Here is a 17,390-nt window from a genome sequence, read left to right as displayed (position 1 = left end):
TTGCTCGCTGGGGGCGGGAGGAATGAGGCTTATTACTGAGGACGCTTGCCCATCGACCGGAGCATCGCCTGGAGTTCACCGATGCTCTTGTTCTGCTCGGCAATCGATTTCTGAGCCATTTGCCGGGTCTTCGCATCGGGCGACTCCCGGAGAACGATCTGCGACATGGCGATCGCACCGCGGTGATGCTCGATCATCTTGCGGACCCACGTCTCGCTCGCATTAGCGCCCTTGGCCTTCATCATCTTTTCATGCATCGCCATTTCGGCGGGCATGAAGGGCGTGTTCATGCCAGGCATGTTGTCGTGGTTCATGCCTTGCATTTTCGAGTGGTCCATGCCCTGCTGAGCCAAAGCGGGGCTCGCCGACATCGCGGCCAGAGCCAGAAGCGTTACTGCCTTGAACATCGATTTCTCCTTCTTGGCCTTGGCCAACGCAACAAGACTAGTTGGCCTTAGAACCATGTGCGAATGCCCAGAACGAGGCTGGTCGACGCCGCGCCCTGGCCTTCGGCGCGCGCGAAGCGGGCTGTGTCCCCGAAGCTGCGGTCGTACGATATGCCCACATAGGGCGCGAACTCGCGCCTGATCTCGTAGCGGAGACGCAGACCGAGTTCGGCCGTGGAAAGGCCTGAGCCGATGCCGATTTCCGGCACGTCCTGCGCGGCGAAGTTGAGTTCGGCGCGTGGCTGAAGAACCAGCCGCTGCGTGATCCGCTGATCGTAATAACCTTCCAGGCGCCCCAGCAGGTCGCCCTTGTTGGACAGGAACAGTGCGCCCTCGACATCGAAGAAGCCGGGTGCCAGCGTTTCGAAGCCGACCGACGCATAGACGCGCGAGGGGTTGGGCTTGAAATCGTAGCGGACGCCAAGCTGTATATCGGTGTATGGGCCAATGGCGCGCGAATAAAGCGCCTGTACCTCCGCCGCTTCCAGACTTCCCCCGATATTCCCTTCGCCCTCGGTCTTGAGCACCAGCCGGTTGATATCACCCCCATACCAGGCACTGCCGTCCCACCGGTAACCATCGCGACCGTCCCGGATCTGGACTTCAGCCAGATTGAATATGACCTGGGAGAAATTCTGCCCGCCGTGCATCGACCGCAGATGCTGCTGCGAATGCGCCATAGCAGCGGCAGAGTAGACCTGGTCCGCGGCCCGATCGGTCGGGATGGGCGGCGGCGGAGCGGTGCCGGCCTGAAGGTTGGTGCCGATCATCGCCGCGCCCGTGGCTGAGGGCATGCTTCCCATGCCGTGTCCCGGCATGCCTTGCATCGCGCCCGAACTTTGGCCCATTCCCGGCATCGATCCATGGTCCATGCCTTGCATAGCACCTGGCTCAGCGGGGTTGGCGCCGCCGGACGCACCTGGCATCGCGGACATGTCGTGCCCCGAACTGGCATCAGGTTTGGCTTCAGGCATATTCATACCGGGCATGGCGGACATGTCATGACCGGCGTGAGGATCAGCAACAGCCGGTCCACCGACCGGAGGCTTGGCGGACCGACTTGCGGCAGGCTTGGCCCCCGATCCCGCCTTCGCGCGCGGTGTCGACCTGGCGGCAGGCTTCGCGGACTCCTTGTGCACGGCGGGCTTGGTCGCTGAGGGCTTCTTGGCGGCAGGCTTTTTTACCGCTGGCGCCTTTGGCGGCGGCATCTTCATGCCGGGCATGTTGGAATGGTCCATCTGCGCGGCCGCCGGCGTTGCGAGGCCAAGCGCCGCGCCGCCGGCGATCAGGAGGAACTTAGGCTGCATCGCGATTCTCCTCGCCCATCGGGCGAACCGTCACGACACGCATCATCCCCGCGGTCATGTGATAGAGATTGTGGCAGTGGAACGCCCAGTCGCCGGGCGCATCGGCCGTTACGTCGAATGTCATCTTACCGCCTGGCGCCACATTCACAGTGTGCTTGCGAGGCCCAAAGTCGCCATGTCCGGTCACCAACTCGAAGAAGTGGCCGTGCAAATGGATGGGGTGCGGCATCATCGTGTCATTGACCAGGGTAACGCGCGCGCGCTCGTCCTTGCGGAACGGGATGGGGTCGGCAGGGTCGCTCATCTTCTGGCCGTCAAAGCCCCACATGTAGCGCTCCATATTGCCCGTGAGGTGGATCTCCAACTGACGCGACGGGGCGCGAACGTCCGGGTTGCGGTCCAGCGCGACAAGGTCGCGATAGGTGAGCACGCGATGATCCGCATCCTCCAGCCCCTGCGGCGGCTCGCCCGTGCGGTCCTTCGGCATCGGCGAGATGGTCTGCACTCCCGGCCCCATCTTGACGCCGGGCGCGTTCTTGGGGTTGCGCATGTTCATGTCCATGCTGCCGCCTGACCCATGATCCATCCCGGCCATGCCGCCGCTGCTCATCTGACCATGGTCCATGCCCGCCATCCCGGCAGCGCCCGCCGCCATTTGGCTATGGTCCATCCCAGGCATAGCGCCGCTCATCTGGTCGCCCCCCATCCCAGCCATGCTGGCCATCGCAGCGCCTATCGCCTTCGTTCCGTGATCGGTGGGCTCTTTCCACCCGGTGAGCTTCCACAGGTTGCGCGAGGCATTCTGCATCAACGTGGGATCCGGCCCGCGCTTTGCGACCGGGTTCTCGTCCGCCATACCGGACATCCCCTCCATCCCGCTCATGCCGCTCATGTCCATGCCCATGTCGGTCATGGTCAGCAACGTGCGTGGGCGGAGCGGCGGGACCGGGGCGATCATGCCCTCGCGCGGGGCCAGTGTCGCGCGCCCCATGCCGGATCGGTCGATCGCCTCGGAAACGAAGCTGTAGGCGCGGTCCTCGGGCGTCACGATCACGTCGAAGGTTTCCGCGACGCCGATCTGGAATTCGTCCACGGTTACCGGCCGGACGTTCTGGCCGTCGGCCTGCACCACCGTCATCGGCAGGTCAGGGATGCGCACGTTGAAGTTCGTCTGCGCCGCGGCATTGACGATGCGCAGCCGAACCCGCTCGCCCGGTCGGAAGAGACCCGTCCAGTTGTCGTAAGGTCCAAAGCCATTGACCAGGAAGGTGTAGGTCGAACCAGTGACGTCCGCGATGTCCGCCGGGTCCATCCGCATCTGCCCCCAATCGAGGCGATCCTTAAGGCGCATTTCGCGGCCGGCCAGCAGCCCGCTCAGCGTCGGGCGTTGATAGTTGAAATAGGCGCCGCCCATCTGCTTGAGCTTGCGAAAGATTTCCTCGCCCGTCATTTCGCTATGGTCGGAGAGGACGATCACATGCTCGCGGTCGAACGCGACTGGGTCGGCACCCGCCGGATCAATCACGATGGGTCCGTAGAGTCCTGCCTGCTCCTGCTCGCCCGAGTGGCTGTGATACCAGTAGGTGCCGGACTGCAAGATCGGGAACTCGTACACAAAGGTCGAACGCGCCTTGATGCCGGGGAAGCTGATCCCGGGTACGCCGTCCATTTGGAACGGCAGAATGAGCCCGTGCCAGTGGATCGAGCTATCTTCGTCGAGGTTGTTGGTCACCGCAAGGCGGACCTTCTGGCCCTCTTTGAGGCGGACGAGTGGTGCCGGGACCGTGCCGTTTACCCCGATCGCGGGCGTGGTGATCCCGTCCATGACCAGCTTCATTCGGTCGATGGTCAGCGCGATGTTTGTGCCCGACACGGTCGGCAGGGGTTTGGCGATACCGCGCGACACAGGTTGCGCCCAAGCTGGCAAGTAGGCCGACATGGCCAAGGTGCCGCCGAGCGCGGCGGTTCCGCGCATTACGTCGCGCCGGTTCAGTTTGCGGCTCATGCCGTTCCTTCGCTCCAAGTTCATGGCTTGCGGCCGGCGACCCGGGGGAGGGCCGCCGACCTTACCTTTCACTACGCGCGAACCGGCCCATCCCCTCACACTAAGTCGAGATTTTTCGACAATCTTTCACGCGCGCGCCGGAGTCGCATCTCCACGGCCTTGCCGCTGATCCCCAGCGCGGCCGCGGTCTCCCCCTGGGACAGTCCTTCCACGGTCCGCAGCAAAAGCGTCTCCTTGAGCGTGGCCGGCAGCTCGGACACCGCGCGCGAAAGCCGCGCAAGCTCTGCGCGATCGAAGGTTACCGCGTCGGCACCTGGCGCCTCGTCCCGCCCACTCTCCATGGTCTCGGGCGGCAGCGAAGAGGCGAACGATAGTATCTGGCGTATGCGCCGCCGCCTGTGCCAGTCGCGGCTCTTGTTGATCGCCACGCGGGTCAGCCACGCAGCGAGCGGTCGCTCTCCGTCATACTTTCGCAAGTTCTGAAAGGCGGCCACGAAGCATTCCTGAGTGAGGTCAAGCGCCTCTTCGGCGTCGCCGATATGCGAGCGGATCAGGCGGTAGACCGGTTTTTGGTGCCGCCGCATGATCTCAGCGAACGCAGCCTGACGTCCGCCGAGCGTCAAGGCGGCGAGTTCGCCGTCCGTGCAGGCCGCGAGATCGAGGCTCACCGCGCGTCTGCGGTCAGCGCCTTCACCACCGCGCGGTCGAACGCCGTCGTCTGATCCGGCCGCAGGATCTGCCGCATCGCGAACATATGGTTCAACGTCTCCTTTTGGAGCTCACCCATCGCGCCGTGCGAACGATCGACGGCCGCCGCGACCTGCGGCCCGTTACCATGTTCGGCCTCGATGGCGGCGGCGAGCCGGGCGTTGTCGGCTCTGAGCTCCAGCTCCAAGGCACGCCTTCGAACGGCGAAGTGAGACTCCAGCGCCTGGAGCTTAGTCCGTTGAGCTTCGTCTAGCTCGAGCCCGTCGTGGAGCAAGCTGTGAAGCTCAACGCCCGGGCTTGGCGGGGACGGGAACAACTCACGTCCAGCCCAAACGCCTGCGACCGCCGCCACGAACGCGATGATGGCGATCAGCATCGCCCTCCGGGCGCCGCTCGTCACTGGAACGCGAGCAAGGTCGAAGGCGCTAGCGGCATGGCAGGCCCGAAGGGTGTTAGCGTCGGCACCTGCGCAGTCGCCGCTGTGGACGACAATCCGCCGCCCACCACTCCCAAGGCGACTGCGCCTAGCGCTGCCAGCATGCCGGATCGCAGCGCCACTACGCCACCCGCGCGGCGCTCCGCCGCGATCAGTCGCATGACTTCGCCTTCCAGTTCAGCGAGCCGGGGATCAAGCGGTTGCTCGCCAAGGCGGCGCAACGCGCTGTCTAAATCCATGTCCATGGTCATTCCTCCGCCGTCCTCACATCCATTACGCACGGCCGGCGAACACCCCTCCAATCTGAAGTGAACGAATGCCACACGCCCCTCGGCGCGACTGCGCACTCTTCCATTGCGTCCAATCGCTCGCAGCTGGCTACGCAGCCGACAATCCACGCGTCCCGCTGTTCAAATTCCTTGGCAACTCTGTTTGCAGGCCGAGCGCGCCACTGAGCGGACGCCGCGGCGTTAGAAATAGAGGAGCCGGGCGACACCGGTCGGCACGGCTCTTCCGCTGTTTACAAATGAATGTGCTATCTCTTGGAAACCCTAGGGGCTGTTGAAAAACGTGCCGCTGGTAGCCGGGTCCGGTTGGGGGCGGAATGACACCCCAAAGCATAGCGATCCCGTCTCGCATGGGATCGAGAAATGGGAAAGTGACTATCCCTCCCGTTGCGGCGGCAGCCTTCGATATGTCGCTTTTACTTTCCCGGCCGCAAGCCATCTGGGTAGTCGTTCATTGTACCTCGGCGCACAGCGATATGGAAGAACCCAGATCGCCGCACGATCGCTTCAGCCTTACGAACGCAACTAGCTGCCCGCTTGTCGTCTGAAACCAAATCGATTTTCCGTTGCTTATCTGGCAATTCTCTTAACCAATCGCGAACTTCTCGCTCTTTCGACATGACCATATCTTGGATTTGAAAATGGCATACCCCCTCTTCGACATGAACATAAACGGGATAGCCAAGAGACTGTCCTGCTAACGATAGCGCCAGTGCCATGTATGTATTGGTCATGCGTACACGCCTAACACGTATGATCGGCTCCGCAATAATGCTGTCTGCTCGCCGCCTATTCCCGATTGGGAAGGCGCAGCGAGAAAGCTGGGCAGGATCGTTCTCTTGATGCGCCTAGGGGAGCTACTTTCTCGAAATCTGTTCCCGATTGAGTTTTCTCAAAACAGCCCGTCGTACATGGGAAAGCGGGAATATTTCTGCACGGCAAATGGCCGGTTTCGAAACGCCGAGACGATTTACTGAACGGCAGGATTTGGGCGGTTCCTGCCGTCGCCGTCAAACGCTGGTATGCCGGTCAGCGTCAGAGTGTCCGGCAGCGCACGGTTTTGACGGCTTGCCGGACAAGATCGGCGCGCAACGGGTTTACGGACACGTTCTGTTCGCTCCTAGCGTACGCAAAACTCACTTTCGTGTCGTGACCCCAATGTGAGCATGAGGGCACCGATATCGAGCAAGCTACGCTGAATGCGAGCACAGCGTCGTTGAGCGCGAGCACGCGCGGTCGCCCGTTCTCACCAAGCGTGAGCAGGAATCTACGCTGATTGCGAGCAAGACAAGCTGTAAGCGTGGCCTGAGGGCCGCCTTGCCCGTTTGGCCGTAGCCGGGATGCTTATCGTCTTTGACGAGGGCGCGGGCGGTGCGGGAAGTTTTCGGTTCTGAGACTGGTCGTACGAGCGCTCGACGGCCTCGGTGGAGGTGGAGGCGATCCGCGAGCGGTGGGCCGGGATGGTCAACAGCGCGCTGGAACACGCCCAGGTAGCCGAGCGGGTCGATCACCGCAGTTACGAGCGTCAGGGGCTGGATATCGAACCGACCGTGAAGATGGGCCATGCGTCGGCCGCGATCGAGCGGCGCGCGTCGGCCGAGCAGATCGCGGCCGGCAAGGAGCCGCACGCCGTTACCCCGCGCGGGCAGATGAACGAGGCGATCATGGAGAAGCGGGGGCTGGGCTTCTACATCGAGCGTGGTCAGGAGCGGATACGGGAGTGGTCCCACCAACTCCGCGAGCGTGCCGATCTAGCGATGCAGGGCATGTCCAGCTTGGTCCAGGGCGCAGCGCGGGCGATGCGATCGGGGCTACAGACCAGCAGCGAGGGCGGGTTCGGGGCGGTGCCGGCGCTCGACCAGTCACCCCAGCGCGACCAGGTGCCGGCGATTGAGCTGGACCAATCGGGGCAGCGTGGGCGCGATCGGCAGCGAGAGCAGGAGCTAGACCGTCAGCGTGGACGTGACGGGCCGGATATCGGGTTCGGGCGGTAGGGTCGCTGTCGAAGAATCGTTTTCGGCAGAGTGTAAGGTAATGCTTGACAAATGTCAGGAAATGCCTTACAATGTGTCTATGATTAAAACATACACCAGCAAGGCGCTCGAAGCCTTCGCCACCAAGGGAGATGGCTCAAAACTTCCCGTCCAGAACCACAACCGCGTTCGCCGCATCCTGCTCACGCTGGATGCTGCCACGAAGCCCGAGGACATGAATGTTCCGGGCTTTCGCTTTCATGGGTTGAGCACCAAGCCCAAACGATATGCGGTCGATGCCAGCGGCAATTACCGGGTCACATGGGCTTGGGATGACGGCGATGCGATCGACGTGAACATCGAGGACTATCACTAGGAGGGTGTCCCCCCTCCTAAAAATCTGTCAGTCATTGCTTGACATGTAAGGCTTTAGTTTACACATAGGACTTACACAGAGACGCATGATGATCCGGGATCGGCCCGGACAGGAGACAGATGATGAACCAGCTCGTATCCGGCCTTGCCCCGATGCACCCCGGTGAGCTGCTGCGGGAGGACATTCTGCCCGCGCTCAACAAGCCCAAGGCGGAGATCGCCAGGCTGATCGAGGTGTCGCGGCAGACCCTCTACGATATCCTCGCTGAAAAGCAGGATGTCACCCCGACTATGGCGCTTCGGATCGGCAAGCTCACCGGCACCACGCCCGAAATGTGGGTGAACATGCAGCGCAATTACGACCTGCGCGTGCAGGCCGTGAAGGATGCCGATATCATCGCGCGTATCCCGACCTTGGAAGCCGCCTGATCCTTTCTCGATTTCCCGTCGAGGTCGAGCCATTTCGGGAAAAGTGAATTGGGAACAAATTCTGGGAAAAGCCCGCCTCGCCGCCCGCTTTACGCCGACAGCGAGGCGGGCTTTCTCATACGCCCTCGTTTCAGAGAAGCGCAGGTCGGACGTAAGCGTCCGGTCTGACGCGTGTTGCTGGCGCGGCGCAGCTGCGCGAGGCGGTCGGCTCTCGGAGTGTCCTTTCGCACTCCGTAAGGAGAGTGCGGATGGGGCGCATGGAGGTCATCACGCGGGTTGAGCGCCGCCGGCGGTATTCGGACGAGGAGCGCGCGGCGGTGCTGGCGCAGTGTGATGAGCCCGGCGCCACGGTGGTCGGCGTGTCGCGCCGGCTGGGCATCTCGGCCAGTCTCATCCACGGCTGGCGTAAGACGCGCCGAGAGGCGGAGCGCATCGCCAGCGAACCGTTACAGTTCATCCCGTACGGCGTGGTTGCGGACGCTGCTCCGCCCGAACCGGTCGTGGCGCTCGCAATGCCAGTCGAGCGCAAGAGCGCCGCACCTGCCCGCGAGGCCACGCCAGCCCCTGACGACCTGGTCCGCCCGCATCCGGGCGGCCGGCCGGGTGGCATCGACATCGACTTGGCCAGCGGCGTTCGCCTGTCGGTCGACAGCTACGTCAACGAGAAGGCGCTGGCGCGCGTCCTGCGGGCCTTGAGGGAAGCGTCGTGATCTCACTGGCGCCCGGTACCAAGGTTTATCTCGCCAGCAAGCCGGTCAGCATGCGGCTGGGCTTCGACGGGCTGGCGGCGCTGGTGCGGCCGCTGTTCGCGGTCGAGCCCTATGCCGGCCACGTCTTCCTGTTCCGCAGCCGGAGCGGCAGCTACCTCAAGGCGCTGCACTGGGACGGCACCGGCCTGTGCCTGTTCGCCAAGCGGCTGGAGCGGCACCGCTTCGTCTGGCCACCGCTGGTCGAGGGCGGCGTGGTGCTGACGCCGGCGCAGTTCGCGCTGCTCATCGAGGCGATGGACTGGCGCCGCACCGTGGCCCCTCCGGCACCAAGACTGCCGGTGCAGATGTAGGTGTGAAAACCGCAGAAAAGCGTGGTTTGCGCTTGGGCGCGAGTCGCCCGTCTGGTACACAGAACCATGTCGCCGGGTGGGATAGACATACCGGAAAACCCTGACGACGTGCGGGCGCTGGTCGCCGCCATGCAGGCCCGGCTCGTGGCCTCGGAGCAGGCGCTGGAAGCCGAGCGCACCGCTCATCAGACCACCCGCGAACATCTCGACGCGGCCAAGAACGCGGTCAAGCTGACCACGCTTCAGATCGAGAAGCTCAAGCTCCAACTCGCGCGCTTGCGCCGCATGAAGTTCGGCCAGTCGTCCGAGCGGCTGACGCTGCTGGCCGACCAGCTCGAGCTGACGCTGGAGGACCTGGAAGCCGAGCACGCCCATGCCGCGTGCGTGGTCGCAGGTGATGTGTCGCCCGAGGTGCTTCAGGCACCCGGCCGCAAGCCTCGGCGCGAGCCGCTGCCCGCGCACCTGCCACGCCAGGAGGTCATCCACCCCGCACCGGAGGCGGACGGCTGCACCGCCTGCGGCGGCACCATGTCGGCGCTGGGCGAGGACGTGACCGAGGTGCTGGAATATGTGCCGGCTCGCTTCCAGGTCATGCGGTACGTCCGCCCCAAACTTGCCTGCACGCGTTGCGACGCGATCTCCCAGGCATTGGCACCGGCGCTGCCGGTCCCGCGCGGGCGTGCCGGACCGGGACTGCTGGCGCACGTGGTCGTGTCCAAGTTCGCGGACCACCTGCCGCTCTACCGTCAGTCTCAGATCTACGCCCGCGAAGGCGTGGACCTCAGCCGCTCGACGCTGGCCGACTGGCTGGGCCAGGTCAGCTGGCTACTGCAGCCGCTGGTCGACCGCATTGCTACCCACGTCATGGCCAGTCCCAAGCTCCACGCCGACGACACGCCCGTCCCGGTGCTGGCGCCCGGCACCGGCAAGACCGCGACGGGGCGGCTGTGGGTGTACCTGCGCGACAACCGACGATGGCGGCCGAGCGACAAGCCGGCTGCTCTCTTCCGCTACAGCCCCGACCGCAAGGGCGAACGCCCGCGCGAGCATCTGAAGGCGTTCACCGGCTTCCTGCAGGCCGATGCCTATGCCGGGTTCGAGCGGCTCTACGACCCGGACCGCAAGCCTGGCCCCATCACACCCGTCGCCTGCTGGGCGCATGCCCGGCGCAAGCTCCACGACGTCTTCCAGGCCGACCCAAGCTCGGTTGCGGCCGAGGGGCTGCGCAAGATCCGCGACCTGTACGAGGTCGAGCGCGGCATTGTGCAGGACCCGCATGACGACCGCCGCAAGGCACGCAAGCTATCAAAGCTGACTGCGCTCGACTTCTTCGCCTGGGCCGACAATGTGCTGGGTCAGGTGTCCGCGCGCACGCCGTTGGCGGAGGCGCTGCGCTATGCGGTCCGGCTCAAGCCGGCGCTGCTCGCCTACACCGGAGATGGCCGGCTCGAGATCGACAACAATCTCGCCGAGAATGCGCTGCGCGGCATCGCCGTCGGCAGGAAGAATTGGATGTTCGCCGGTGCCGACTGCGGCGGGGAGCGCGCTGCCGCCATGTACAGCCTGCTCGAAACCGCCAAGCTCAACGGCGTCAACCCGCAGCACTGGCTCGCTGACGTGCTCCACCGCGTCGGGCAAGGTCACCCGATCAACCGGCTTGACGAGTTGCTGCCGTGGAACTGGACGCAGGCGACACCGGCGTAAATGCCTGATGTGGTAGAAGGCGGCTGCTAGCCGGCGTCACATTTCGTTCTCGGGATCCCAGTCTCGGATGGATCGCGCGATGGGCATTCCGAGGCTTTGCCCGTCCAGCCATTCAACATTCCGCCCGTCCATGTTCCGCGCGGCTAACAGATTTGCGTGTGCGCCCATCATGGCGAGCAAGAGGGCCTGCACTTCGTCGACACCGCCAGCCCTGTGACCCTTGGCGCCCTCAGGTCAGTCAATCTCATATCGGCAGAAGAAGCTCCCACCATCCTCTTCCGGTCTCAGAAAACGGCACTCGGCATCGCGTCCATCAACTTTGAACGTGCGCCGCACAATCACCTGATCGACCACTCGCAGCTCCCCTCGTCGAGATCGTAGCGCCCTTTCCCGCGGCTGTAATTAGGCAGACTGCCGGCCGACTGCTTCCCCGCCCGACGGAGGTGACCGGACGCTTACGCTTACACAGCCCCGGCCGTTTGTTGAACAACCGTCCTTAACAATCCGAGTGTCCGGGCAAAAAAGGCTTGCAATGTAGGATTCTAAATCGTTCACCCTTTGTTCCGTACTCATGGTGAGTCGGGCTTGGGTGGTCCGCCGCAACGGTCGGGCCGTCCATGCTGTAGATGATCGTCATCAGGAGAATGCATGCGTACGTTGCTTACCGTCATTTCGGCCCTTCTCTGCACCACGCCGCTCGCGGCGCAGGAGATGAAGGCTCCCCCACTCCCGACACCGCAAAACTCCAAGGGGTCGGGCAAGGACCTCCAGGTCGAGTACCTAGCCCAGCAATACGGTATCTCGGCCGCGGAGGCGGCAGAGCGTGTCGACGTCCTCCGCGATGTCCAGCAAATCGTGGACGTCGCGGTCGCCAGCGATCCGGACGGCTTCGCGGGCCTGTGGGTGGAGCACACGCCGACGTTCAAGATCATCGTCGCATTCACCGGCCAGGACGAGCGCAAGGCGTTCCTGGATCAGATTCCGGCGAAGCTGCGGCGCTATGTGCAGCTGCGCAACGCGACCAAATCGCTCGCGGCGGCGCAGCAGGACCTGGATGCGATCTTGAAGGCCATCACCGCCGCCAAGCTTCCCTTCGAGACGTATTTCGAGCCGAGAAGCCAGAATTATGTCGTCACGGTGAAAGACCAAGCGGCTGCTCAGACGGCCCGGGGCTTGATCCCCCCGACGTTGCGCTCGGCCGTGAAGGTCGAGGTGGGGCCGATTCTACAAACCTTCCAGACCAACGTGCGGCCAGGCGATGCGGTCTATGGCGGATGGGAGCTGGTCGACTCGACCGGGCGCGCGACCTGTAGTTACGGTTTCGCCGGAAGGGACAGCAACGGCCGGGACTCGATCCTGACCGCCGCCCACTGCCGGACGAACCCGCCCTACGTGGTCGGGTCCGATGGTAGCCACCTGGTGCAACTGCCGGCCGCAACGGAGACGCGTTATGGCGACCTCTATGATTTCCGTTATCATCCGGTGGTCGGCCTTAGCACCGGGTACTGGGTCTATTTCCAGAACTCCAAGGCGGTGACCGATTACCCGTCCTACGTGAACACGGTTCCGGGCTTCTATGGAGATGGCTATTTCACCACCCGGGGTACGCTCAAGCAGTCGTCCTACAACTCGAACCACTATATCGGAATGCCCGTGTGCAAGAGCGGCATGACGACCGGCTTCACCTGCGGCACCGTCCAGTCAAGCTCGGTGTCGGGCACCGATGATCGAGGCGTGAGTTATTCGAGCTTCGTGAAGGTCAGCGGATCGAGCCAGCAGGTGATCGCCTTCGGCGGCGACAGCGGGGCGCCTGTATTCTCATACCCGAACGGCTCGTACGAGATCGTCGCCTATGGCATTCTCAAGGGAGGCAGCACCGACGCTTATGGGCGTCCCTGCACCGGGAGCGCTTGTTCGTTCTCATATATGCCGATCGATCGGGTGAACGACAGGGTTCCCTTCCTGATCCACACCACCCAAGGGCTATTGGTGCCTTGAGCGCCCGAGCGGTCCCGATGATGTTGGCGTTAGGGGCGCTCGCCGCCTGTAACGCTGACCGGGAGAAGAAGGTATGGCCGTTCGCGGTTGGCCAAAGCTCGGGCGTGACGGTCGTGACCGAGCTGCCGGAGGCCGCGAACCGGTTGCGGAACGCCACACGGGATTATGGCACCTTCTTCGTGAAGGATGGCTGCCTTCAGGTCCGCGTCGGCTCCACCGTCCTGACGCCGGTCCTGCCGCTAGGATCGACCCTCGACGCTCGCGGCGACGCGATCGTCGTGGGAGGTAGGCGGTTTCCGATCGGGCGGGAGTACAGCCTGCCCTTTGCTTCGGAGGTCGGCGCCGAAGCCGGCGAGGCGGCCGCCTCGATCGGCTTGCCCGATAGATGCTCTCAACGGCTCCTTAGCATGGGCTCGCCCGGGTAGGTGTAGGGGCTTGCAATCGTAGCGGTGTCTGCTCGCCAACAGCGCTATTTCCTGCTCACGCTATCTGCCACTGGCGCGTGGCACCGTGCTCGAATTAGCTGCCAATGTGCTCGCCATCATCCGGCGCTGCTCGCAAACGAGGCGTCGCACTCACGTTATCTGCCAACAGCTTCGACCGCCAAGGGGAGGTCGATCAGACGGCCATAGGTTGTCCCGTTTCTCCATCTGCACCGGGCAGTTTCGGGAAAAGCCAATCGGGAACACATTTCGGGAAAATGGCGCCCTCGTTGCCATCGAGCGCGCCTTCCCGCCGTCAGCCGTCCCACGCGACCTTCCCATTCGGGAAAGAGGGATTCTGCCCAACTTGGTAAGCGTGGTCTGGAGGCCGCCTTGCGGTAGCGCCGATAGCCGGGATGCTTGTCGGCTTTGACGAGGGCGCGGGCGGTGCGGGAAGTTATCGGTTCTACGACCAGTCATACGAGCACTCGTATGACTGGTCGGATGGAGGTGGTCGGCCGGGTGTCAGGCCGGCGCCGATGGTCGGACGCGGAGAAGCTGGAGATTCTGGCCGAGGCGTTCCGCCCGGGGGTTCGGGTCTGCGATGTCATCGCGCGGCGTGAGGTGTCGAGCAGCCTGATCTATACGTGGCGCAAGCAGCGGCGCGAAGGCAAGCTGGCCGGGGCGATGCCGTCGCTGCCGGTGTTTGCCGAGGTGCAGGTGGCGGAACCGGTCGTGCCAGCGCCACAGCCGGCACAATGTCCATCGGGGCTCATCCAGATCGAGTTGCCGGGCGGCGTGCGGGTGAGTGTCGACGCGCACGTGGATGCAGGCGCACTGGCACGGGTGTTGTCGGTGCTGCGGTGACCCCAGTGCCGCTGCCGACGCGGGTGTTCCTGGCGTGCGGGGTGACCGACATGCGCAAGGGGTTTGATGGCCTGGCGGTGCTGGTGCAGCAGGTGCTGGCGCAGAACCCGCATTCAGGTGCCTTGGGACATGAAAGCTCCTCGAAGGGTGGGGCCGCTACCGGCCCCGTTTCACCCCTTCTACGCGTCCCGGTCGCGTATCCCTTAGCTCGCGTTCAACTTTTCCATGAGGCGCGCCCGCGCCCGATAGAGGCGGGTTTCGACGGCCTTTTGGCTGATACCCAGCACCTCGGCCGTCTCGGCCTGGCTCAGGCCCTCGATCGTCCGGAGCACCAGCGGCTCCTTCAGGTTCGCCGGCAAGGTCGAGATGGCGCGTGTCACGCGGTCCAACTCCTGTCGGTCGGCCGCGCTGTCATCGATCGGCACCTGATCGTCCACGATCGTCTCGGCCTGCCCGTCGATCGGAAGGGCGAAGGAGACGAAGCGGCGCACAGTGCGCTTCCTCGCCCAATCACGACATTTGTTGATCGCGATCGTCGACAGCCACGCCTTCATGGCGCGCTGGGCGTCGTAACGGGAAAGGGCTTGGTGCGCAGCGACGAAGGTCTCTTGAACGAGGTCGAGCGCTTCGTCGGGCTCCCCGACGCACGCCCGGACAAGCCGGAACACCGGCTGACGATAGCGGCGCACGATTTCGGCAAAGGCGGCCTGTCGACCGGCGATGCTGAGCGCCGCCAGCTCGCCGTCGGACAGCGCGGTCCAGTCGAGGCTCACCCCTGGCCGTCGGTGAGCGCCTTCACCACCGCGTCGTCGAATTGGGATGTCTGATTGGGCCGCAGGAGCTGCCGCATGGCGAAGATGTGCGCGAGCGTCGCCTTCTGCAGCTCGCCCATTGCGGCATGGCTCTGATCGACCGCAGCCGTGACCCGCGGGCCATTGCCGTGTTCGGCTTCGATCGCCTCGGCGAGGTGGGCATTGGCGGCGCGCAGCTCGAGTTCGAGCGCACGCCGCTGCACCGCGAAACGGTCTTCCAGAATTTTCAACCGGGCCTGCTGGTCGGCATCGAGCGCGAGCTTGTGGTGCAGCACCTCGTGGAGCGCCGCGCCGGGCTGCTTGGGCTGGGGCAACAGCGCTCGTCCGACGAACACGCCTCCGATCGCCGCCAGGAAGGCTAAGAGGACGCAGAAAAGGAGGCGCCTGGTCGAGGTCATGGTTCGCCGATCAGCAAGCTCGACGGCGCGAGAGGCGATGCGCCCCCTAACGGAGCGAGCGATACCGCCGGGCTGGCGGTCGCCGGCAGCTCCGCGCCGATCACGCCCATCGCGAGCGCCGCGATCGTCACCGCGCCGAGGCCGAGCCCGGCTTGGCGCACGACAGGGCGCGTGCCGATGCGGGCGAGGACCTGATCCTCGATCCCCTCCAGCGCGGCAGGGACAGGTGCGCCTGCCAGCCTCGCCAATGCTCTGTCCAGATCTTCCATGCTTTCCACTCCACCCCTCTAGCATTCGATACGCGAGGCTGCCCATCATCCCTCATGCGGCGGTGAGGGGTGGGCGATCGGGCCGCGTAAATAGAGCACGAACCTCACGGAGTAGCCCCATGCGTCGCATCTTCCTGCCTGCCACCTTGGCCCTTCTCGGCATCGCCGGCGCCGCCCAGGCTCATCCCAAGCTCCTGTCGGCCTCGCCGGCAGCGAACGCGACCGTCGCCAAGCCTGCGCGCATCACGCTTCGTTTCAGCGAGAAGCTGATGCCGAAGTTTTCGGGCGCGGACCTCGTGATGACCGGTCATGGCGGCACCGAGCATGCACCGATGAAGGTCACCGCCGCGGCCGCGGTCGGCGGAGATGGCCGCACCCTCGTCGTCACGCCGAAGGCGCCGCTCGCCGCAGGACGCTATAGCGTCGCATGGCATGTCGTCTCGGCCGACACGCACCGCGTCACCGGCAATATCGCCTTCGCAGTGAAGTAAGGTGGACGCCGACTGGCCGCTGATCGCGGTTCGCTTTGCGCTCTACATGACGCTGAGTGGCCTGTTCGGCTTATCGACCTTCGGCCTCTACGGCCTCAAGGGCGGCGAACGCGCGGACGCCATCGCCTTACGCCCGTGGCTCGTCGGATGCGGCCTGCTGGGGCTCCTGTTCTCCTGCATCGCTCTCGCGCTCCTCGCTGCGGCGATGGCAGGGGCGCCGCCCTGGCCGGTCGACCGCGAGGCGATCGGAATGCTGCTTACCAGATCTGCGACGGGCACGGCGTGGGAAACTCGCATGATCGCGCTGGTGGTCGGGACCATTTTCGCGCTGATCGCGCGAGGACGGACCGCTCCGCTCGGCCTGGTTGCGGTCGCGGCGGGGATCGCGCTCGCAACGCTCGCCTGGACGGGTCACGGCGCAATGGACGAGGGTGCGACCGGCTGGGTTCATCTACTGGCGGATATTCTGCACCTATGGGCAGCCGGCGCCTGGGTCGGCGCCCTGCTCGGTCTGACGCTGCTCGTCACGCGTGCGCCTAGTCGCGTCGACGTCGCCCATCTCCGACTGAGCCATCGCGCACTGCACGGCTTCGGTCTCGCGGGTACGATTCTGGTCGGCACGATCGTGGTAACGGGTCTGGTGAATGGCTGGCTGCTGGTTGGCGTCGGCAATCTGCAGCGCCTTCCCGACACCCTCTACGGCCAGCTTCTTCTCGCCAAACTCGCGCTGTTGGGCGCGATGCTGGGGCTCGCGTCGCTTAATCGCTTCCGGCTGACACCGGCTCTCGAGCGCTCGATCGCCGCGGCCGATCTTCGCGGCGCACTCGGCACTCTGCTGCGCAGTCTCGCGATCGAGGGTGGCTGCGCCATCACGATCCTGGCGCTCGTTGCCTGGCTGGGCACGTTGGAACCACCCGTATCGGCGATGTGAGAGGCCGGCGCCGGATCGACGACTGGCGCGATCAATCCCGCATGGCCGTTATTGCCATTCCGGCAAGTGCTGACGGCGAGACAGCGGGCGCAAAACTGGACAAGCCCAATATATCGTCTATTCTGGATATATGGAAAACGATTCGGCTATCGCTGCGCTAGGCGCGCTTGCGCAAGGGACACGGCTCGACGTGTTCCGCCTGTTGGTGCGGCACGAGCCGGACGGCATGGCTGCGGGTGATATCGCCCGCCAGCTCGACGTGCCGCAAAATACCATGTCGGCGCACCTCGGCATTCTTGCTCGCGCGGGACTGGTCCAATCGGAACGCCATAGCCGATCGATCATCTATCGCGCCGATCTGGACGGCCTGCGCGCGCTGACGCTGTTCCTCGTCAAGGACTGCTGCGCCGGCAATGCGGAGCTGTGCGCGCCGCTCGTCGCCGAACTCACCCCCTGCTGCTGAAAGGACGTC

22 protein-coding genes and 2 pseudogenes are annotated in these 17,390 nt (G+C 64.5%); 13 read left to right on the top strand and 11 right to left on the bottom strand.

Going from position 1 to position 17,390, the window contains the following annotated elements:
* Positions 1-32 precede the first annotated feature (32 nt).
* The 7 genes from BFL28_RS03220 to BFL28_RS20645 all read right to left on the bottom strand — a co-directional run bounded on the left by BFL28_RS03220 (position 33) and on the right by BFL28_RS20645 (position 5,923).
* Complete coding sequence (locus tag BFL28_RS03220; RefSeq protein WP_066486611.1) at positions 33-407, bottom strand: DUF305 domain-containing protein; 375 nt, start codon at positions 405-407, stop codon at positions 33-35.
* A 47-nt stretch (positions 408-454) separates the two neighbouring features.
* Positions 455-1,753 carry a copper resistance protein B gene (locus BFL28_RS03215; protein ID WP_066486608.1) on the bottom strand — a complete coding sequence of 433 codons (1,299 nt, stop codon included), beginning with the start codon at positions 1,751-1,753 and terminating at the stop codon, positions 455-457.
* On the bottom strand, positions 1,743-3,758 hold the full coding sequence (locus tag BFL28_RS03210; protein ID WP_066486605.1) for a copper resistance system multicopper oxidase: 2,016 nt from the start codon (positions 3,756-3,758) through the stop codon (positions 1,743-1,745). Before BFL28_RS03210 ends, BFL28_RS03215 begins: the two co-directional genes overlap by 11 nt.
* 95 nt (positions 3,759-3,853) lie before the next feature.
* Positions 3,854-4,426, bottom strand: coding sequence for an RNA polymerase sigma factor (locus BFL28_RS03205; protein WP_046407140.1), 573 nt, complete (start codon positions 4,424-4,426; stop codon positions 3,854-3,856).
* Positions 4,423-4,842 (bottom strand): periplasmic heavy metal sensor, encoded by a 420-nt coding sequence (locus BFL28_RS03200; RefSeq protein ID WP_046407154.1) that lies wholly within the window; start codon positions 4,840-4,842, stop codon positions 4,423-4,425. Before BFL28_RS03200 ends, BFL28_RS03205 begins: the two co-directional genes overlap by 4 nt.
* A 20-nt stretch (positions 4,843-4,862) precedes the next feature.
* A complete protein-coding gene (locus BFL28_RS03195) occupies positions 4,863-5,147 on the bottom strand; it encodes a hypothetical protein (protein WP_007407013.1) in 285 nt (94 codons plus the stop codon).
* A 458-nt stretch (positions 5,148-5,605) separates the two neighbouring features.
* Positions 5,606-5,923, bottom strand: a complete 318-nt coding sequence (locus BFL28_RS20645; protein WP_125962618.1) for a hypothetical protein — start codon at positions 5,921-5,923, stop codon at positions 5,606-5,608.
* A 696-nt stretch (positions 5,924-6,619) separates the two neighbouring features.
* Between BFL28_RS20645 and BFL28_RS03190 the strand changes: the two genes are divergently transcribed.
* The 6 genes from BFL28_RS03190 to tnpC all read left to right on the top strand — a co-directional run bounded on the left by BFL28_RS03190 (position 6,620) and on the right by tnpC (position 10,730).
* Positions 6,620-7,183, top strand: a complete 564-nt coding sequence (locus BFL28_RS03190) for a MobA/MobL family protein (protein ID WP_131818580.1) — start codon at positions 6,620-6,622, stop codon at positions 7,181-7,183.
* 79 nt (positions 7,184-7,262) lie between these two features.
* Positions 7,263-7,538: a type II toxin-antitoxin system RelE/ParE family toxin gene (locus tag BFL28_RS03185; protein WP_037447529.1), complete on the top strand. Its 276-nt coding sequence runs from the start codon at positions 7,263-7,265 to the stop codon at positions 7,536-7,538.
* Positions 7,539-7,660: 122 nt separating this feature from the next.
* Positions 7,661-7,966: a HigA family addiction module antitoxin gene (locus BFL28_RS03180; protein ID WP_205499322.1), complete on the top strand. Its 306-nt coding sequence runs from the start codon at positions 7,661-7,663 to the stop codon at positions 7,964-7,966.
* Positions 7,967-8,214: 248 nt separating this feature from the next.
* Complete coding sequence (tnpA, locus tag BFL28_RS03175) at positions 8,215-8,676, top strand: IS66-like element accessory protein TnpA (RefSeq protein ID WP_066760229.1); 462 nt, start codon at positions 8,215-8,217, stop codon at positions 8,674-8,676.
* Entirely contained in the window at positions 8,673-9,026 is a 354-nt protein-coding gene (gene tnpB, locus BFL28_RS03170; protein WP_066760231.1) for an IS66 family insertion sequence element accessory protein TnpB, read from the top strand. Before tnpA (BFL28_RS03175) ends, tnpB (BFL28_RS03170) begins: the two co-directional genes overlap by 4 nt.
* Before the next feature lie 66 nt (positions 9,027-9,092).
* Positions 9,093-10,730, top strand: a complete 1,638-nt coding sequence (gene tnpC / locus BFL28_RS03165) for an IS66 family transposase (protein WP_079246892.1) — start codon at positions 9,093-9,095, stop codon at positions 10,728-10,730.
* A 36-nt stretch (positions 10,731-10,766) separates the two neighbouring features.
* Here tnpC and BFL28_RS21840 read toward each other — a convergent pair.
* Positions 10,767-10,952, bottom strand: a pseudogene (locus BFL28_RS21840) (DUF6968 family protein); the annotation flags it as partial.
* 426 nt (positions 10,953-11,378) lie between these two features.
* On the opposite strand from BFL28_RS21840, the gene BFL28_RS03155 reads away from it, so the two are divergent.
* The 4 genes and pseudogenes from BFL28_RS03155 to tnpB (BFL28_RS21765) form a co-directional block, all read left to right on the top strand.
* The gene (locus BFL28_RS03155) at positions 11,379-12,728 is read left to right on the top strand and encodes a S1 family peptidase (RefSeq protein ID WP_037447533.1); all 1,350 of its coding nucleotides are present in this window, start codon (positions 11,379-11,381) and stop codon (positions 12,726-12,728) included.
* 20 nt (positions 12,729-12,748) lie between these two features.
* Positions 12,749-13,153: a hypothetical protein gene (locus BFL28_RS03150; protein WP_173655663.1), complete on the top strand. Its 405-nt coding sequence runs from the start codon at positions 12,749-12,751 to the stop codon at positions 13,151-13,153.
* Positions 13,154-13,642: 489 nt separating this feature from the next.
* Positions 13,643-14,017 (top strand): IS66-like element accessory protein TnpA, encoded by a 375-nt coding sequence (gene tnpA, locus BFL28_RS03145; RefSeq protein WP_069319185.1) that lies wholly within the window; start codon positions 13,643-13,645, stop codon positions 14,015-14,017.
* Positions 14,014-14,142 (top strand): annotated as a pseudogene (tnpB, locus tag BFL28_RS21765) (IS66 family insertion sequence element accessory protein TnpB); the annotation flags it as partial. The gene tnpA (BFL28_RS03145) and the pseudogene tnpB (BFL28_RS21765), both read left to right, overlap by 4 nt.
* 78 nt (positions 14,143-14,220) lie before the next feature.
* Here the strand turns inward: tnpB (BFL28_RS21765) and BFL28_RS03140 are convergent.
* From BFL28_RS03140 to BFL28_RS03130, 3 genes are read right to left on the bottom strand one after another with little or no spacing between them, the layout of a single operon-like run.
* A complete protein-coding gene (locus tag BFL28_RS03140) occupies positions 14,221-14,790 on the bottom strand; it encodes an RNA polymerase sigma factor (protein WP_069319184.1) in 570 nt (189 codons plus the stop codon).
* Positions 14,787-15,227, bottom strand: coding sequence for a periplasmic heavy metal sensor (locus BFL28_RS03135; protein WP_069319183.1), 441 nt, complete (start codon positions 15,225-15,227; stop codon positions 14,787-14,789). Before BFL28_RS03135 ends, BFL28_RS03140 begins: the two co-directional genes overlap by 4 nt.
* Complete coding sequence (locus BFL28_RS03130) at positions 15,224-15,496, bottom strand: hypothetical protein (RefSeq protein WP_069319182.1); 273 nt, start codon at positions 15,494-15,496, stop codon at positions 15,224-15,226. Before BFL28_RS03130 ends, BFL28_RS03135 begins: the two co-directional genes overlap by 4 nt.
* 119 nt (positions 15,497-15,615) lie before the next feature.
* Between BFL28_RS03130 and copC the strand changes: the two genes are divergently transcribed.
* From copC to BFL28_RS03115, 3 genes are all read left to right on the top strand, one after another.
* Positions 15,616-15,987, top strand: a complete 372-nt coding sequence (gene copC / locus BFL28_RS03125; protein WP_069319181.1) for a copper homeostasis periplasmic binding protein CopC — start codon at positions 15,616-15,618, stop codon at positions 15,985-15,987.
* A 1-nt stretch (position 15,988) separates the two neighbouring features.
* On the top strand, positions 15,989-16,918 hold the full coding sequence (copD, locus tag BFL28_RS03120) for a copper homeostasis membrane protein CopD (RefSeq protein ID WP_131818579.1): 930 nt from the start codon (positions 15,989-15,991) through the stop codon (positions 16,916-16,918).
* Positions 16,919-17,048: 130 nt separating this feature from the next.
* Positions 17,049-17,381 carry an ArsR/SmtB family transcription factor gene (locus BFL28_RS03115; protein ID WP_069319180.1) on the top strand — a complete coding sequence of 111 codons (333 nt, stop codon included), beginning with the start codon at positions 17,049-17,051 and terminating at the stop codon, positions 17,379-17,381.
* Positions 17,382-17,390: the final 9 nt, after the last annotated feature.

Source organism: Sphingomonas turrisvirgatae (genome assembly GCF_001721295.1).
GTDB lineage: Bacteria > Pseudomonadota > Alphaproteobacteria > Sphingomonadales > Sphingomonadaceae > Sphingomonas > Sphingomonas turrisvirgatae.
This window is presented reverse-complemented; position numbering and strand designations above follow the sequence as displayed.

What these genes read in the sequence shown, in the direction of transcription:
- BFL28_RS03220 (WP_066486611.1), bottom strand. Translation starts at nt 407, where the DNA reads ATGTTCAAGGCAGTAACGCTTCTGGCTCTGGCCGCGATGTCGGCGAGC.
- BFL28_RS03215 (WP_066486608.1), bottom strand. Translation starts at nt 1,753, where the DNA reads ATGCAGCCTAAGTTCCTCCTGATCGCCGGCGGCGCGGCGCTTGGCCTC.
- BFL28_RS03210 (WP_066486605.1), bottom strand. Translation starts at nt 3,758, where the DNA reads ATGAGCCGCAAACTGAACCGGCGCGACGTAATGCGCGGAACCGCCGCG.
- BFL28_RS03200 (WP_046407154.1), bottom strand. Translation starts at nt 4,842, where the DNA reads ATGCTGATCGCCATCATCGCGTTCGTGGCGGCGGTCGCAGGCGTTTGG.
- BFL28_RS03195 (WP_007407013.1), bottom strand. Translation starts at nt 5,147, where the DNA reads ATGGACATGGATTTAGACAGCGCGTTGCGCCGCCTTGGCGAGCAACCG.
- BFL28_RS20645 (WP_125962618.1), bottom strand. Translation starts at nt 5,923, where the DNA reads ATGACCAATACATACATGGCACTGGCGCTATCGTTAGCAGGACAGTCT.
- BFL28_RS03185 (WP_037447529.1), top strand. Translation starts at nt 7,263, where the DNA reads ATGATTAAAACATACACCAGCAAGGCGCTCGAAGCCTTCGCCACCAAG.
- BFL28_RS03180 (WP_205499322.1), top strand. Translation starts at nt 7,661, where the DNA reads ATGAACCAGCTCGTATCCGGCCTTGCCCCGATGCACCCCGGTGAGCTG.
- tnpA (WP_066760229.1), top strand. Translation starts at nt 8,215, where the DNA reads ATGGGGCGCATGGAGGTCATCACGCGGGTTGAGCGCCGCCGGCGGTAT.
- tnpC (WP_079246892.1), top strand. Translation starts at nt 9,093, where the DNA reads ATGTCGCCGGGTGGGATAGACATACCGGAAAACCCTGACGACGTGCGG.
- BFL28_RS03155 (WP_037447533.1), top strand. Translation starts at nt 11,379, where the DNA reads ATGCGTACGTTGCTTACCGTCATTTCGGCCCTTCTCTGCACCACGCCG.
- BFL28_RS03150 (WP_173655663.1), top strand. Translation starts at nt 12,749, where the DNA reads ATGTTGGCGTTAGGGGCGCTCGCCGCCTGTAACGCTGACCGGGAGAAG.
- tnpA (WP_069319185.1), top strand. Translation starts at nt 13,643, where the DNA reads ATGACTGGTCGGATGGAGGTGGTCGGCCGGGTGTCAGGCCGGCGCCGA.
- BFL28_RS03135 (WP_069319183.1), bottom strand. Translation starts at nt 15,227, where the DNA reads ATGACCTCGACCAGGCGCCTCCTTTTCTGCGTCCTCTTAGCCTTCCTG.
- BFL28_RS03130 (WP_069319182.1), bottom strand. Translation starts at nt 15,496, where the DNA reads ATGGAAGATCTGGACAGAGCATTGGCGAGGCTGGCAGGCGCACCTGTC.
- copC (WP_069319181.1), top strand. Translation starts at nt 15,616, where the DNA reads ATGCGTCGCATCTTCCTGCCTGCCACCTTGGCCCTTCTCGGCATCGCC.
- BFL28_RS03115 (WP_069319180.1), top strand. Translation starts at nt 17,049, where the DNA reads ATGGAAAACGATTCGGCTATCGCTGCGCTAGGCGCGCTTGCGCAAGGG.